This window comes from Agarivorans sp. JK6, assembly GCF_045277145.1.
GTDB lineage: Bacteria > Pseudomonadota > Gammaproteobacteria > Enterobacterales > Celerinatantimonadaceae > Agarivorans > Agarivorans albus.
In genome coordinates this window covers 3,741,719-3,755,544 of sequence record NZ_CP113525.1, presented here as the reverse complement: position 1 = coordinate 3,755,544, position 13,826 = coordinate 3,741,719, and the positions used below count along the sequence as shown (strand labels likewise).

12 protein-coding genes are annotated in these 13,826 nt (G+C 44.6%); 8 read left to right on the top strand and 4 right to left on the bottom strand.

Going from position 1 to position 13,826, the window contains the following annotated elements; translation table 11 throughout:
• The first annotated feature begins 6 nt into the window (after positions 1-6).
• From OV592_RS17315 to betA, 4 genes are all read left to right on the top strand, one after another.
• Positions 7-1,035 carry a hypothetical protein gene (locus OV592_RS17315; RefSeq protein WP_406609462.1) on the top strand — a complete coding sequence of 343 codons (1,029 nt, stop codon included), beginning with the start codon at positions 7-9 and terminating at the stop codon, positions 1,033-1,035.
• Positions 1,036-1,213: 178 nt separating this feature from the next.
• A complete protein-coding gene (gene betI / locus OV592_RS17310) occupies positions 1,214-1,807 on the top strand; it encodes a transcriptional regulator BetI (protein WP_040306845.1) in 594 nt (197 codons plus the stop codon).
• Between the two features lie 47 nt (positions 1,808-1,854).
• Positions 1,855-3,309 carry a betaine-aldehyde dehydrogenase gene (betB, locus tag OV592_RS17305; RefSeq protein ID WP_406611442.1) on the top strand — a complete coding sequence of 485 codons (1,455 nt, stop codon included), beginning with the start codon at positions 1,855-1,857 and terminating at the stop codon, positions 3,307-3,309.
• Positions 3,310-3,361: 52 nt separating this feature from the next.
• Positions 3,362-5,044 carry a choline dehydrogenase gene (betA, locus tag OV592_RS17300; protein ID WP_406609461.1) on the top strand — a complete coding sequence of 561 codons (1,683 nt, stop codon included), beginning with the start codon at positions 3,362-3,364 and terminating at the stop codon, positions 5,042-5,044.
• Between the two features lie 88 nt (positions 5,045-5,132).
• On the opposite strand, the gene OV592_RS17295 is transcribed toward betA, so the two are convergent.
• Entirely contained in the window at positions 5,133-5,684 is a 552-nt protein-coding gene (locus OV592_RS17295) for a nuclear transport factor 2 family protein (RefSeq protein ID WP_406609460.1), read from the bottom strand.
• 10 nt (positions 5,685-5,694) lie between these two features.
• Positions 5,695-6,660, bottom strand: a complete 966-nt coding sequence (locus OV592_RS17290) for an alpha/beta hydrolase (RefSeq protein WP_406609459.1) — start codon at positions 6,658-6,660, stop codon at positions 5,695-5,697.
• Between the two features lie 227 nt (positions 6,661-6,887).
• On the opposite strand from OV592_RS17290, the gene OV592_RS17285 reads away from it, so the two are divergent.
• The gene (locus OV592_RS17285) at positions 6,888-7,793 is read left to right on the top strand and encodes a helix-turn-helix transcriptional regulator (RefSeq protein ID WP_406609458.1); all 906 of its coding nucleotides are present in this window, start codon (positions 6,888-6,890) and stop codon (positions 7,791-7,793) included.
• A gap of 62 nt (positions 7,794-7,855) precedes the next feature.
• Here OV592_RS17285 and OV592_RS17280 read toward each other — a convergent pair whose 3' ends face one another.
• Entirely contained in the window at positions 7,856-8,431 is a 576-nt protein-coding gene (locus OV592_RS17280; RefSeq protein WP_406609457.1) for a nuclear transport factor 2 family protein, read from the bottom strand.
• A 24-nt stretch (positions 8,432-8,455) separates the two neighbouring features.
• Positions 8,456-9,400 carry an NAD(P)H-dependent oxidoreductase gene (locus tag OV592_RS17275; RefSeq protein ID WP_406609456.1) on the bottom strand — a complete coding sequence of 315 codons (945 nt, stop codon included), beginning with the start codon at positions 9,398-9,400 and terminating at the stop codon, positions 8,456-8,458.
• A gap of 127 nt (positions 9,401-9,527) precedes the next feature.
• Here OV592_RS17275 and OV592_RS17270 point away from each other — a divergent pair, with 127 nt between their 5' ends.
• From OV592_RS17270 to OV592_RS17260, 3 genes are all read left to right on the top strand, one after another.
• Positions 9,528-10,433 (top strand): LysR substrate-binding domain-containing protein, encoded by a 906-nt coding sequence (locus tag OV592_RS17270; RefSeq protein ID WP_406609455.1) that lies wholly within the window; start codon positions 9,528-9,530, stop codon positions 10,431-10,433.
• Positions 10,434-10,988: 555 nt separating this feature from the next.
• Complete coding sequence (locus tag OV592_RS17265) at positions 10,989-12,623, top strand: dihydroxyacetone kinase subunit DhaK (RefSeq protein ID WP_406609454.1); 1,635 nt, start codon at positions 10,989-10,991, stop codon at positions 12,621-12,623.
• 10 nt (positions 12,624-12,633) lie between these two features.
• Complete coding sequence (locus tag OV592_RS17260; protein WP_406609453.1) at positions 12,634-13,710, top strand: glycerol dehydrogenase; 1,077 nt, start codon at positions 12,634-12,636, stop codon at positions 13,708-13,710.
• Positions 13,711-13,826: the final 116 nt, after the last annotated feature.

The window sequence follows — 13,826 nt, the reverse complement described above, 5'->3', positions numbered from 1 at the left end:
TTAAGAATGGATGCTTATTTAAACGATAAAGATATCGAGAGCTGTATCCAGCAAATGGAGGTTGCAGCGATTAACTTTGGTAGCCGCTTTATTAATGATTCAAAAGTGCGTGTTCTATACATGGCTCAAACTAAGTCCATGGCAACAGAGTTGAAGGCTGCATACAAATCAGGGCATATTACACCAAAGCAAGCAGCGTTATCAGCAAACCAGATGCGGAATGAGATTATGGATTTTGCTCGAAGTAAAACAAGCGATATCGGCCGAGCAAAGGTAGTAAAGCTTAAGGCTAGGGGGCTAGATCTTGAAACGCTGTTAAATAAATATTCGAATAAGCATTTTGGAAAAGCTTTTAGTGATTTAACTGAGCCTGAAGCTGCAACTATCTACAAGAATATCGTGTCTAGTGCAGGAAGAGCCAACCCTAAAGTTAGTGTGAGAGCGAACAACTTAGGCAGAGCGGGGCGCGCTCTTTGGGTGCTATCTGCTTGTATAGCTGTATATAACATTAGTAATGCCAGCAATAAGCTCAAAGCTACTGGCAGGGAGGCGGCTAACGTTGGTGGTGGTTTCGCTGGCGGTGCTGCAGGTGGAGCTGTAGCAGGCATATGGTGTGGACCTATTGGAGTGGCAATTGGAGTTGTCGTTGGTGGTGTATTGGGTTCAGTTCTTTCTGATCAAGTGTATGTTGAGTTAGCTGGACCTGACGGAGATTTTGCTAAAGCATTTATCCCAAGGTTCACGAATGCTTTCTCTACTAAAGAAAGTCAAATGGCTTCAGCCTTAGTGAAAGAGTGTTCTTACGAACTCGATAAAGTGTTCAGTGTTTTTGTTGAGTTAAATGACAAGTATTCAACTGATGCTGACGATGTTGCAATGTACTACACCAAATTGGTAAAAAGTGGTGACTTCCCGCTGGTAAAGCAAGCTTTATCTCTTCATCAATCTTTAAAAAGCTACTTAATTCAATCAATGGAAAGTGGTTGGACGTCTGCCGATGAAAAAGACTGTATAAGATATTTGCATCAAATATAGCTTCAATGAATAAAGGCGTAGGTTTGCTTAATTTAAATAGCTAATTGTCGCCTTCTTCTTAACATCTTCCCTCAACTCATATCTCAGAAACGATTCTGATTAATCTTTAACTTACCTTCGAAATGCTGTAGTTTATTTTTAATTGGACGTTCAATTAATAAAAATTTGAGTGATACTTATGCCAAAGGTAGGGATGCCTGAAATACGTAAACCGCAGCTGGTAGAAGCTACTATGGCGGTGATAAACGAAGTAGGTTTGTCGGGCGCAAGCGTGACTTTAATTAGTAAAAAAGCAGGTGTGTCTTCGGGCATTATTCATCATTATTTTGGTGGTAAACACGGCTTATTAGAAGAAACTATGCGTACTGTGTTACGTAAGTTGTCTGCTGCTTCCATTGCACATTTGCAAGCGGTTGAGCCCAACGATGTAATGGCGAGGGTTAAGGCGATTGTTGCTGCCAATTTTGATGGCTACCAAGTAGAAGGCAAGGTAGTTAAAACCTGGCTAGCATTTTGGGCGCAGGCCATGCACGACCAAGATTTACATCGCTTGCAACGTGTGAATGAGCGCCGCTTATTGTCACACCTTCGTTTTGAGCTCAAACACATTTTACCTGCCGAACAAGCCGCTTTTGTTGCCCAAGGTATAGCGGCACTTATCGACGGTATTTGGCTACGCGGGGCACTTAATCCCGAGGGTATTTCTGCTGATTATGCGCAAAAGCTGGTAGCAGATTACCTAGAAAAACAGCTCGCCCCCTATTTAGGCTAAGTTTTAACTAAGCAACAACAGCTAATTACTAAGGCATTTTGATGACAATGAAGTCTCTTTATATCCATGGTGAAGCCCTTGAAGGCTCTTCGGCGGATACATTTATCACGACTAACCCTGCCACTGGCGAAGTGTTAGCACAAATTAGCCAAGCCTCTGCAGAGGATGTAGATCGCGCTGTGGCCTCTGCGCAGCAGGGCTTTAAAGTGTGGTCGGCTATGAGTGGCGCTGAGCGAGGCCGCATTATGATGCGAGCGGTGGCCATATTACGCGAACGTAACGACGAGCTGGCAGAGTTAGAAGTGAAAGACACTGGCAAGCCGATTCAAGAAGCGATAGCGGTAGATATTGTTACTGGTGCCGATGTAATTGAGTATTACGCCGGTTTGGCGGCGGCTATACAAGGCCAGCAACAAGATCTAGGCCACGGTCAGTTTTTTTATACGCGCCGCGAACCCTTGGGTGTATGTGCCGGAATAGGCGCGTGGAACTACCCCATTCAAATTGCTATGTGGAAATCTGCCCCTGCCATAGCGGCAGGCAACGCCATGGTGTTTAAACCTTCGGAAGAAACGCCTTTGTCTGTACTCAAATTGGCAGAGATCTTTAGCGAGGCTGGCGTGCCTGAAGGTGTATTTAACGTGGTGCAAGGTGATTACCTAGTTGGGCAAATGCTGTCGCGCCATCCTGATATCGCCAAGGTCTCTTTTACTGGTGAATCTGGTACTGGCAAAAAGGTTATGGCCGATGCAGCTGGCACACTCAAAGACATCACTATGGAGCTGGGTGGTAAGTCACCTCTCATCGTATTTGACGATGCCAAGCTAAATAACGCGGTGTCGGCAGCTATGCTAGCTAACTTTTATACCCAAGGTGAAGTATGTACTCACGGTACACGGGTGTTTGTGCATGATGCAATTTACGATGAGTTTGTAGCGCAAATAACTTACCGAACGCGCAAGCTAAAGGTGGGGGACCCAAGTGATATGGAGACACAAATTGGCGCGCTTATCTCACACGAGCATTTAGAGAAGGTGCTGGGCTTTATTGAAGCAGCAAAAGCTTCTGGCGCACGTTTACTATGTGGTGGCCAGCGTGAAACGGCCAACGGCTTAGATAAAGGTTACTTTGTGCAGCCCACCATTTTTGCTGATTGTAGTGACGATATGCCGCAAGTTAAGCATGAAATTTTTGGCCCGGTAATGTCGATTCTTCGTTTTAGTGATGAGGAAGAAGTGATTAAGCGTGCTAACGCTACCGAGTATGGTTTGGCGGCGGGTTTGTTCACCCAAAACTTATCGCGTGCTCATCGGGTTATTGCACAAATAGAAGCCGGCATTTGCTGGGTAAATACCTGGGGCGGCTCGCCAGCAGAAATGCCCGTAGGCGGTTATAAACAGTCGGGCATCGGCCGAGAGAATGGCATAGAAACGCTTAATCACTACACCCAAAACAAAAGTGTAATGATCGAGTTAGGTGACTTAGAAAGCCCTTACGAATAAGCCATTCAGCACTAATCACTGCTTAGGCTAGTTTGGCCAAACAGGGAATAAGATGAACACCAATTACGATTACATTATTGTTGGCGCAGGCTCGGCGGGTTGTGTATTAGCCGACCGCTTAAGTGCTTGTGGTAAACATACGGTTTTATTGCTTGAGGCGGGCGGCAGCGACAAAAGTATATTTATTCAAATGCCTACTGCTTTGTCTTACCCCATGAATAGCAAAAAGTATGCATGGCAGTTTGAAAGCCAGCCAGAGTCGGGTATTGATAATCGCCGTTTGCATTGCCCAAGAGGGCGAGTGCTTGGTGGCAGTTCTTCGATTAATGGCATGGTGTATGTGCGTGGTCATGCTTGCGACTTTGATGAATGGGCAGAGCAGGGCGCACAGGGGTGGAGTTACCAAGAATGTTTGCCCTATTTTCGCCGGGCTGAGTCATGGATAGATGGTGCCGATGATTACCGAGGGGGCGATGGCCCACTGGCTACCTGTGGCGGTAATAATATGAGCTTGAACCCGCTTTACCAAGCCTTTATCGATGCTGGCCAGCAAGCAGGTTACCCAACAACCAGTGATTACAACGGTTACCAGCAAGAGGGGTTTGGTCCCATGCATATGACCGTAGACAAAGGCGTGCGCGCTTCAACATCAAATGCTTATTTACGCCGAGCCCTTAAGCGCAGCAACCTCACCTTGCTAAAAGGTGTGCTTACCCGCAAGGTACTAATTAAAGACCAACATGCCATTGGGGTAGAAATTGAGCGAGCTGGCCAAGTAGAAAAGCTGTTTACCAACAAAGAAGTGCTGCTGGCTGCAGGCTCTATCGGTTCGCCGCAGTTATTGCAGTTGTCGGGCATTGGGCCCAAAGCTGTATTAAAAGATACAGGTGTTGAGCTGGTGCAAGATTTGCCAGGTGTAGGGGAAAACCTGCAAGATCACTTAGAAGTGTATTTTCAATATGCTTGTCGCCAGCCGATAACCCTTAACAGTAAGTTAGGGCTAATTAGCAAAGGCTTGATTGGCGCGCGTTGGCTATTGCGAAAAGACGGTTTAGGCGCGACTAATCATTTTGAATCTTGCGCGTTTATTCGCTCGCGGGCTGGACTGAAATGGCCGAATATTCAATATCACTTTTTACCCGCCGCGATGCGTTACGACGGCCAAGCTGCTTTTAGTGGGCATGGTTTTCAGGTTCATGTTGGGCCTAATAAACCCCAAAGCCGAGGGCGAGTGTGGATTAGCTCGGCCGATCCTCACGCCAAACCTAATATTCAGTTTAACTACATTAGCACCGAGCAAGACAAGCAAGACTGGCGTGACTGTATTCGTTTAAGTCGAGAGATTTTGGCGCAACCAGCCATGGATGATTATCGCGACGAAGAGATTCAACCCGGCGCTAATATTAACAGCGATGAAGCGATAGATGCGTGGGTAAGGCAAAATGTAGAAAGTGCTTATCACCCTTCGTGCAGTTGTAAAATGGGTGCTGATGATGACCCAATGGCCGTGGTAAATAGCCAGTGCCAAGTAAAAGGCATTACTGGCTTACGGGTGGTTGATTCCTCAGTATTTCCTACTATTCCTAATGGTAATCTTAACGCCCCTACCATTATGGTGGCCGAGAAAATAGCGGACTCTGTTTTAGGAAAACCACCGCTTGCTCCTTCAACGGTAAGCTCTTGGATAGCCCCTGATTGGCAAACGAAGCAGCGCCCCGGAACACCTCGGCGTTAGTGATGTTTTTGTAATGTTAAGCCTGTAAATAAGCAAGCCCTGCTAGCAGAGCTTGCTTATTAGCATTGAAGTTGACCGACAACTCAATTTACTGGAAGCTAACTCTAGCTTGGTTACGCTTAATAAGCTTTGCGTTCGCTTGCTCGGGGGCTTTGGCTAGCACCTCTCTGCTGCCGGTTTCTTGCTTGCTGATTAACTGCACCGAGCTTATTTCCCAGTTGTTTTGCACTCGTTGCAAGGTGAATACATACTCGCCTGATATTTGCCAAAAACCATCTGAGCCTAGCCAGTGGCTCGCTGTAAAATCGACGCGAGCATTGGCGCTGTTATCGTTCACTGTAACCCTATGATTGCTGATCTGGTGGAAAGTAGTATCAAATCCAGGAAGAAAGCCTGCCCATTGCATCATTAGTTCTTCACGATTGATTTGTTGAACTTCACCACCAAACAATGAGGTATAGTCAAGGCTTACCTCTGGTGCAAATAAGCGACCTAAGTATTCAAAGGCTGCTTGGTCAGCTAGCGCCGCATAGCTATTAATGTTGCTGCGGATCTGAGCTTCATCTTGACTTAAAGTGCTAGCGTTTACTGTCATGGAAAGTACTCCAATACTGATTATCAGAAGCTTAATCAATTTCATTGCAGCCTCCTTATAGGTTTGTGCTGAAGTGTTGAGCAATTGCTTCTACTGCGTTGTTTACAGCAGCGGGTTGGTCGTAGAAATCAAATTGAGAAACGCCATCTAACCAAGTAGCGCTTACATTGCTACCAGCATTGTTTAGGTACATATGGGCACCAGCAGGCAGAGCCATGGCTTCAGAGGCGACCATTAGCGTAGGTTGCTTAAGCAAGCTGGCACTAAGCTGAGCATTGTAGTTTAGCCAACCATCCCAAGAAGCCACGTTAAATTGGTTGTCGTATTCGGCAATCAGTCCGCGATCGATTTCTGTGTAATAAGGCGCTTGATACATTAATGAGTTGGGGTTTGTGCTGCTAGCGGCTTCTATATATACCGGCTGCTCGGCCTGTTGAGCGGTTTTTGCTGCAGCCAATAGGCCTTCAACGCTTTCCGCTCCGCCGTAAATTTGGGTGGCCATTGCCACGTTATGCAACCAAGGAGCAACTACAGCAACGCTAGATACCTTGTTGTTGCCTGCTACTGCGTCGAGCATGTAACCAGCTGATGCACAAATTCCTAGCCCAGCAATGCGGCTTGTGTCCACTTGTTCTAGCTGAGATACCGCGTCAATTACCGCTCGTATATCTTCAGTTTTACGGCGTGGGTCTTCGAGGAAGCGAGTTGTGTCGCTCGATTGACCCCAGCCTCTAAAATCAAAGGTAAGTGCCGCGTAACCTTGTTGCGCTAGGGCTTGTGCATATACTGCTGGCATTTGCTCTTTTACGCTGGTCCAAGCGCCGGTAACAATTACAACAGGAGGATTTTTTACCGCTGTTGGAAGGTAAAGGTTGGCGGCTAGGTTTCCTACGCGGGTAGTTAAGTTTATAGCTTGCATTGTGGTGTTCTCCAAGTTGTGTTTGTTACTTGTGCTTTCAGAGCTTGAGAAAGCGCTGCTAGATAGTGCTAGTAGCGCAAACGTTAGGTATTTTTTAAACATCTGGTGTCCTTACTTTGCTAATTTTGATACGGGCAAAGACTTCCCTTTGCTAAGACGGGATAAGTGTATTGTTTGTAGCTTTAGCCTTATTGAAGATTGCTGCTTGGGTTTTGGTACTTTATTGCAGGCGCTTGAGAAAGGCTGGTTGACCTTAAACTAGAATGTCCGTTAAGGTTTTTTGCATTGCTTGTGGGTTGGCAAATCAGCCTGTTACTTGGGAGAGTGAAATGAAATCGCAATTGAAGTTTTATGACTTTGATTCAAATGCATTATCTGATTGCGGGCAAGCTTTAGATATCGAGTTTTCTAATCATGCTCTTGATTGGCCAGGTGTAGTTTTAGAAAAGGGCAGTTCACCACACTTTTATCCGCAACATGTATATACCCCTTACTTTTATTTCGCTTTAGCCTTAGACAAAGATCTAAATTGGAGTGCAGAAAAGGATGGTCGTTTTACTTCGCTTAAAACCAGCCCCGGCGATATTTGGATTAATCCTCCACATACTCCGTTTACTCATAGCATTTCTGAGCCCTGTTATTTTGTTATTTTGGCTATTGAAGAGAAAGAGTTTTTAGCTAATTGCCCACTTAATTTAAATGGCAAGCAACTACAGTTTTTGAACAATTACAATGTGCTAGATGAGTCGATTAAATTAATCATTGAGCTGTTCTTGTTGGAAGCTCAAGCAAAGGGGCGCAATGGTAGTGCATATATAAAACACCTTATTTCCCTGCTGGCGACAAGTTATGTGAAAAACTATTCTAATTATAACGACCTAATGAATAGTCAGTTGACGGCATCAAAGTTTGAACAATTACAGGTCGAGAAAATTGATCGTTATATAGTGGAAAATATTGGCACTAATATTACGGTAGATGAGCTGGCCGAGTTGTTGAACTGTAGCAAGTTCTATTTTCTTCGTGAATTTAAGAAGCTGGTGGGTATAACACCCTATCAATACTTGATGAGCAAACGTTTAGAACAAGCAAAGTTAATGCTGAGTAGTGGTCACGACAATATCGCGACAGTGGGGCTGGAGCTAGGCTTTAATGACCAATCCCATTTCACTAAAGCCTTTAAAAATCAGTTTTCTATGACGCCTGGCCAGTTTCTCAAGCAGCAACACAGTTAGCGTAAACTTGCTGGTGAAGAAAGCTTAAATGGAGCTGGTTCAAGATAGATAGCTTGAACCCGTCACTGTTTATTTGAGGCTGCAAACTTATTGAAGAAGCGATCTGATTGGTAGACATCGCCTGAGAAGTTTTGCACCCGTTTAATTTTACCGTTCTCAATTTGGTAAAGCAGGATCCAGTTTAGGTCTATATTGTCGTTGGCTGTTGAGCTCCAGCCTCGGTGAGCGTCAATCACATAGGTATCGTTGGCAGCTAAAATCATCACTTCTGCGGCGAACCCAGCTTTGCCAAGCTGTTGGAAGAATGACATAAATGCCTCAATGCCTCGTTTTGTTCCCGCCAATGCATGATGGCCAGGAATGTGCCATTCAACATCTTCGGCGACAAACTTTTTCAAGCCTTCTGTATCACCTTGTCCATAGGCTTTAAAGAAACCTTGCACCACTTTTAGTGCTTCACTATTTTCTGAGCTTTTTGCAACAGGATTGGCGGGCTTTGGCCATAAATTGGGATTGTTAATTGCCTCTGCATCTACTACTGTCTGCGGCTCTACGGTTGATATATTGGCAGCATGGACATTGCTAAAGGACCCAATAAAACTGGCTAATAACAATGCCTTAATTAAATGCTTATTCATGAGTGTTCTCCTTGATGTGTTGGCTTATACCGCAGCGACATGATAGCTGTGGATGGCAAAATTGCCCTTTGAGTTAAGTGAGACCGTCCAGCGTTCGTTGAACAATTGATTTATATGTTCACCGCTTACTAGCTCACCTTGAGCGCGAACTCTTATTTCTGCTTGATATTGCTGTTTAGTTGTAGCAATGAAATTAACTTGTTCAATTAAATGTAATACGCCCGGTTTAAAGGTTTTAAGGAGGGTGTTATACCAATCGTTAAAGCCCGCTATTCCTTGATAGCTGCCTATTGGGTCGCTTAGTTCAAAGTCATTTGCAAGATGTTGCAGGAAATAGCTGTTGTCTTGAGGGAGTTGATCAAATTGCGCAAACCATTGTTTAACAAACTGCTCGAACTTTACTTCTAATGAATTGCTTAATTGCTCAATTTTGCTGATCAGGCGTTCACCATGTTGATTAGCACGTTGTTCAACCTCTTCCTGAGTATTGTAAACCCCCGGAATGTATACCATGCGATGAGTATAGATTGGCGCGAGATAATTCATTCCCGCTAGATAGCAGGTTTGTTGCAAAGGGTAGGCTAGCTGCTCGATAGTGAAGTGGTTGTAGCCAAGTGGATCATATGACTCTTCAGGTCCGCCCACGGTAAAAGATAACAAAAAGTGTTTGTTCTTTAGTTTATCCCCTTCTGGGCCGTAGGCGAAATTGAACGAAAATACATCATCAATCCATTTCTTAAGTAGGGCAGGTACCGAGTACCAGTAGTAAGGGTATTGCAAGATGATAATATCTGCGTCCAGTAAGGCTGCTTGCTCTGCTGCTACATCAATATTGTAGTCGGGGTATAGGCTATCTAAGCGGCGTACATCAAGGTTTTCAATACTTGTGCTTAGTTTTTTTAAGATGGTTTTGTTGGTCCACGATTCTTCTAAATTGGGGTGACCAGAAATGACAACAACTTTGCTCATGTTCGCTCCAGATTGAGTACTTGATAGGCAGTGAATAGAGTTATTGTAAAATTCTTATTGCTAAGTAGTAGGTGAGCATTCGCTCTTAAACTGTTAGTGTTTACCTAACAATTGTTTGCTGGAATTAATGATGAAGGGAGCAAGCTACAATCAGCTGGTTATTTTTCATAGCATCGCCAACGAAGGCAGTATTCGTGGTGCTGCCAGAAAGTTAGAGATGGCTGCGCCGTCGGTGAGTCAGTCTTTAAAGCTTTTAGAGAGCAAGCTGGGGGTGCCTTTGTTTAGCCGTTCTACTCGGCAAGTTAGTTTGACCGAAGCTGGCAAATTTTTACTAGAGAATACAGCAGACGCCATAGCTAGTTTGGATTATGCCCTTGAGGGCGTTCATGATCTGTCTCATGCACCCTCAGGTAAGGTGAGCATTACCGTTCCACGCTTTGTTTATCAATGTATTTTACGGCCCAATTTAGCAGCATTTTGCCAACGTTATCCAGACATAGAGCTGGAAATATCTGTGTCGGATACTTCGATTAATATCATTAAAGAAGGCATCGATGTAGGGATACGTTTTGGTAGCTTAATTGAGGAGGGGGTAGTGGCTCGCCAATTAACTGCAGCAGTACCAGAAGCGCTATTTGCCTCGCCTGCCTACTTAAGCAAATATGGCTTGCCTTCTAGCCCTCAAGATCTTGATAAACATAAATTAATCAAGTATCGCTTTGGAGCATCTAATCGCTTGGCCACACTTAAGCTAAAGCAGGATGGCGCGAGTATTGAGGTTGAAATGCCAACCGCCTTAATTGTGAATGATACCGATATATGTGTAGATGCCGCGATAGCCGGCTTAGGCATTGGTCGCTTCTTAGCCCCATTAGTTGCGAAACATTTTAGCAGTGGTGATTTGGTTCCTATACTTAAACCCTATTGGCATGATGTGCCTGCACTGTATATCTATTTTTCGCAGAATAGCCAAAAGGCCAAGAGGATCCGGGTATTGGTAGACTTCCTGTTAGAAAACGCCTCGCTGGATTAGCTTGTATTCGCCTCATACGATAAGCTCAAACTTTCCAATAGCCAGCTAAGATGGCCGTTAAAGCTGTACTTGCTTCAGCTGCTTGTTCACTTTGAAAGTTCAGGCCTTTAATACCAAGTTTGGAATGTAATTTTTGTTCGATCTCTCATTTTTGTAAACGTTTACACTTGTTCTCTTGATTTATTTTTTATAGAGGAACACATTAACAGCAGAAATGTTGCACTGCCAATTGGTTGGTTTTTAAACCCCAAATGTAGCTGTTATAGAGTTGTCACTGTTATTAACGCACTGCTTAGCAGTTGTGGCGTTTTAGCTGCGGCTTCTTTATTACTTGCTCCACTATGCCTTAAAAGCTAAATACAGTGTTTTCTTGTTTTTATATGTAAACGTTTCCATTTTGTGTTCATGGCTATACAAAGTCAACGAGGTGGGTTTTGCTACGCATGCTTTGTTGCACAGTGTAAGCACAATAGGAAACGCGAATTAAACAACAAGGCACTAGCAAATGCATTAAAGAAGTTAGTAACTAGCAGTAAATAACGGAGGTTTTTTTACATGGCCGATTTAGTGATTAATGACAGAGAATCGTGGGTAAATGACTCGATTGATGGAACCTTATATACCCAACAACACAATAACCTTAGCCGTTTAGATTTTGGCAATGACATTAAAGTTATTGCCCGATCAGATTGGCGTAAAGACAAAGTGGCAATTATATGTGGCGGTGGCTCGGGCCACGAACCTGCTCATGCCGGTTTTGTTGGCAAGGGCATGTTAACCGCAGCGGTGTGTGGTGATTTGTTTGCCGCCCCAAGTGTAGACGCAGTGCTTAACGCAATATTGCATGTTACCGGCGACGCTGGCTGCTTGGTGATTATTAAGAATTATACTGGCGATCGACTTAACTTTGGGCTTGCTTGCGAGAAAGCCAAAGAAATGGGCCGCAATGTAGAGATGGTAATTGTAAGTGATGACATCTCCATTCCGGATAACCCTAAACCTCGTGGTATTGCTGGCACTTTATTTGTGCATAAAGTTGCCGGTTATGTCGCCGAGCAAGGCGAAGATCTAGCCGCCGTAACCAAAGCCGCACAACACACCATTGATGCAACGGCAAGCATTGGCATTGCCTTACAAAGTTGCACCTTACCCAGTGACAACAGCGAAGAGCGTATTGCAAAAGGTAAAGCTGAGTTAGGTTTGGGGATTCATGGTGAAGCAGGCATAGAAACCATTGACCTAAGCCAGTGTAAAGAACTGGTGCGCATTATGTCGGATAAGCTATTAACCGCTTGCCCTAGCGATAGCCACGCTGTGCTTATTAACAACTTAGGCGGCCTATCACCTATTGAGATGAACGTAGTAGCAAAAGATGTTGTTGAGTCTGCGCTGGGTGAAAATGCCGAATATTTTATTGGCCCCGCACCGCTGATGACCGCCATCGATATGAAAGGCTTCTCTATCTCAATGTTAAAGCTCGACGAGCTTAAACGTGCCGCCTTGTTTGCTGATAGCCAAACAAGTGCATGGCCTGGCGTTAGCGCTAAGCAGCCTTTAGCGTTCACTCCCTGTGAGTCACTGTCTTCGACCGTTAAATTTGACGCTTCGCAAAATGAAGAAGTGGCCAGCGCTTTACGCACCGTGTGTAACACCATTATCGATAGCGAAAGTGCACTAAACCATCTCGATGCCATTGTGGGCGATGGAGATACCGGTTCAACCTTTGCCTCTGGCGCACGTAAGGTGCTTGCCGAATTAGACGCTAATCAATTGCCTTTAAACGAGCCTGCGCTGCTGATGACCGTGATTGGCCAACAGTTAACTACGGTAATGGGCGGCTCATCGGGTGTATTGCTGTCTATTTTCTTTACCGCTGCTGGTCGAGAGTTAGCTGTCAGTGATGATTTAGTAGCTGCCCTGCAAGCTGGCTTAGCCAGAATGATGCATTACGGCGGCGCTGCAGTAGGCGATAGAACCATGATCGATGCTTTATTCCCGGCTTTTGAAGCTTGGAAGAAAGATGGTTTTGCTGCTGGAGTACTGGCGGCAAAAGCAGGGGCAGAGAGCACGCTAACGATGACTAAAGCAAACGCTGGGCGCTCGTCTTATTTAAACAGCGACACCTTAAATGGGGTAAAAGACCCTGGTGCATTCGCTGTTGAAAAAGTATTTGAATCATTATCGAAGTAGGGAGATGAACATGGACAAGATTATTATTTCACCCAGCAAATACATTCAGGGCGAAGGAGCATTAGCTAACATTGGTGAGTATGTTGCTACTTATGGTATGCAGCCATTAGTGATTGCCGATGATTTTGTAATGGGCTTAACCAAAGGCACTGTTGAAGCGAGTTTTAACGAACAGCTTGTTGAATTTGATACTTTTAATGGCGAGTGTTCACGAGAAGAAATTAACCGTTTAATCGACAAAACTGATTCGGTAAAAGCGGATGTGATAATTGGTATTGGTGGCGGCAAAACGCTAGATACCGCCAAGGCTGTTGCTTATTATTGCAAGTTGCCAGTGGTGATAGTGCCAACCATTGCTTCTACCGACGCACCTACCAGTGCTTTAGCGGTTATTTACACCCCAGAAGGTGAGTTTAGCGAGTACTTACTATTTCCTTCTAATCCCAATATGGTGATTATGGACACCGCTATTATTGCCGCTGCACCAGTGCGCTTAATTGTTGCCGGCATGGGTGATGCCTTGTCTACTTGGTTTGAAGCGCGCGCCAATATGACCTCGGGTAAAACAACCATGGCAGGCGGCGCGCCAACTCGCGCTGCACAGGCTTTGGCTAAGTTATGTTTTGAGACTTTAATGGCCGATGGCCTGAAAGCCAAAGTGGCCGTAGAGAACAAAGTAAGCACTAAAGCCGTCGAAAACATTATTGAAGCTAATACCTATTTAAGTGGCATTGGCTTTGAAAGCTCAGGCTTAGCTGCAGCGCACGCTATTCATAATGGATTAACCAAGCTTGAAGAGTGTCACCATTTACTACACGGCGAAAAGGTTGCTTTTGGTACGCTCACTCAATTGGTGTTGGAGAATGCACCTTTAGAGGAAATTAATCAGGTGATCGCGTTCTGTAAATCAATTGGTTTGCCTACTAACCTGCACGATATGGGAGTTAAAGAGATTGATCGCGACAAGTTGCTTTGCGTAGCCGAAGCATCGTGCGCAGAGGGCGAAACCATTCACAACATGCCGTTCCCTGTTACCGCTCAATCGGTACTGTCGGCAATATTAACTGCCCATCAACTAGGTAGTTAACTTTAACTACTTAAGCACAACTTTAGTTGTTTTCACCGAGCTACTAGGCTCGGTTTTTTTGTTTTAACGTTGACAAAAAAATAAACATATGCAAAATTATACATATGTAAATAAAT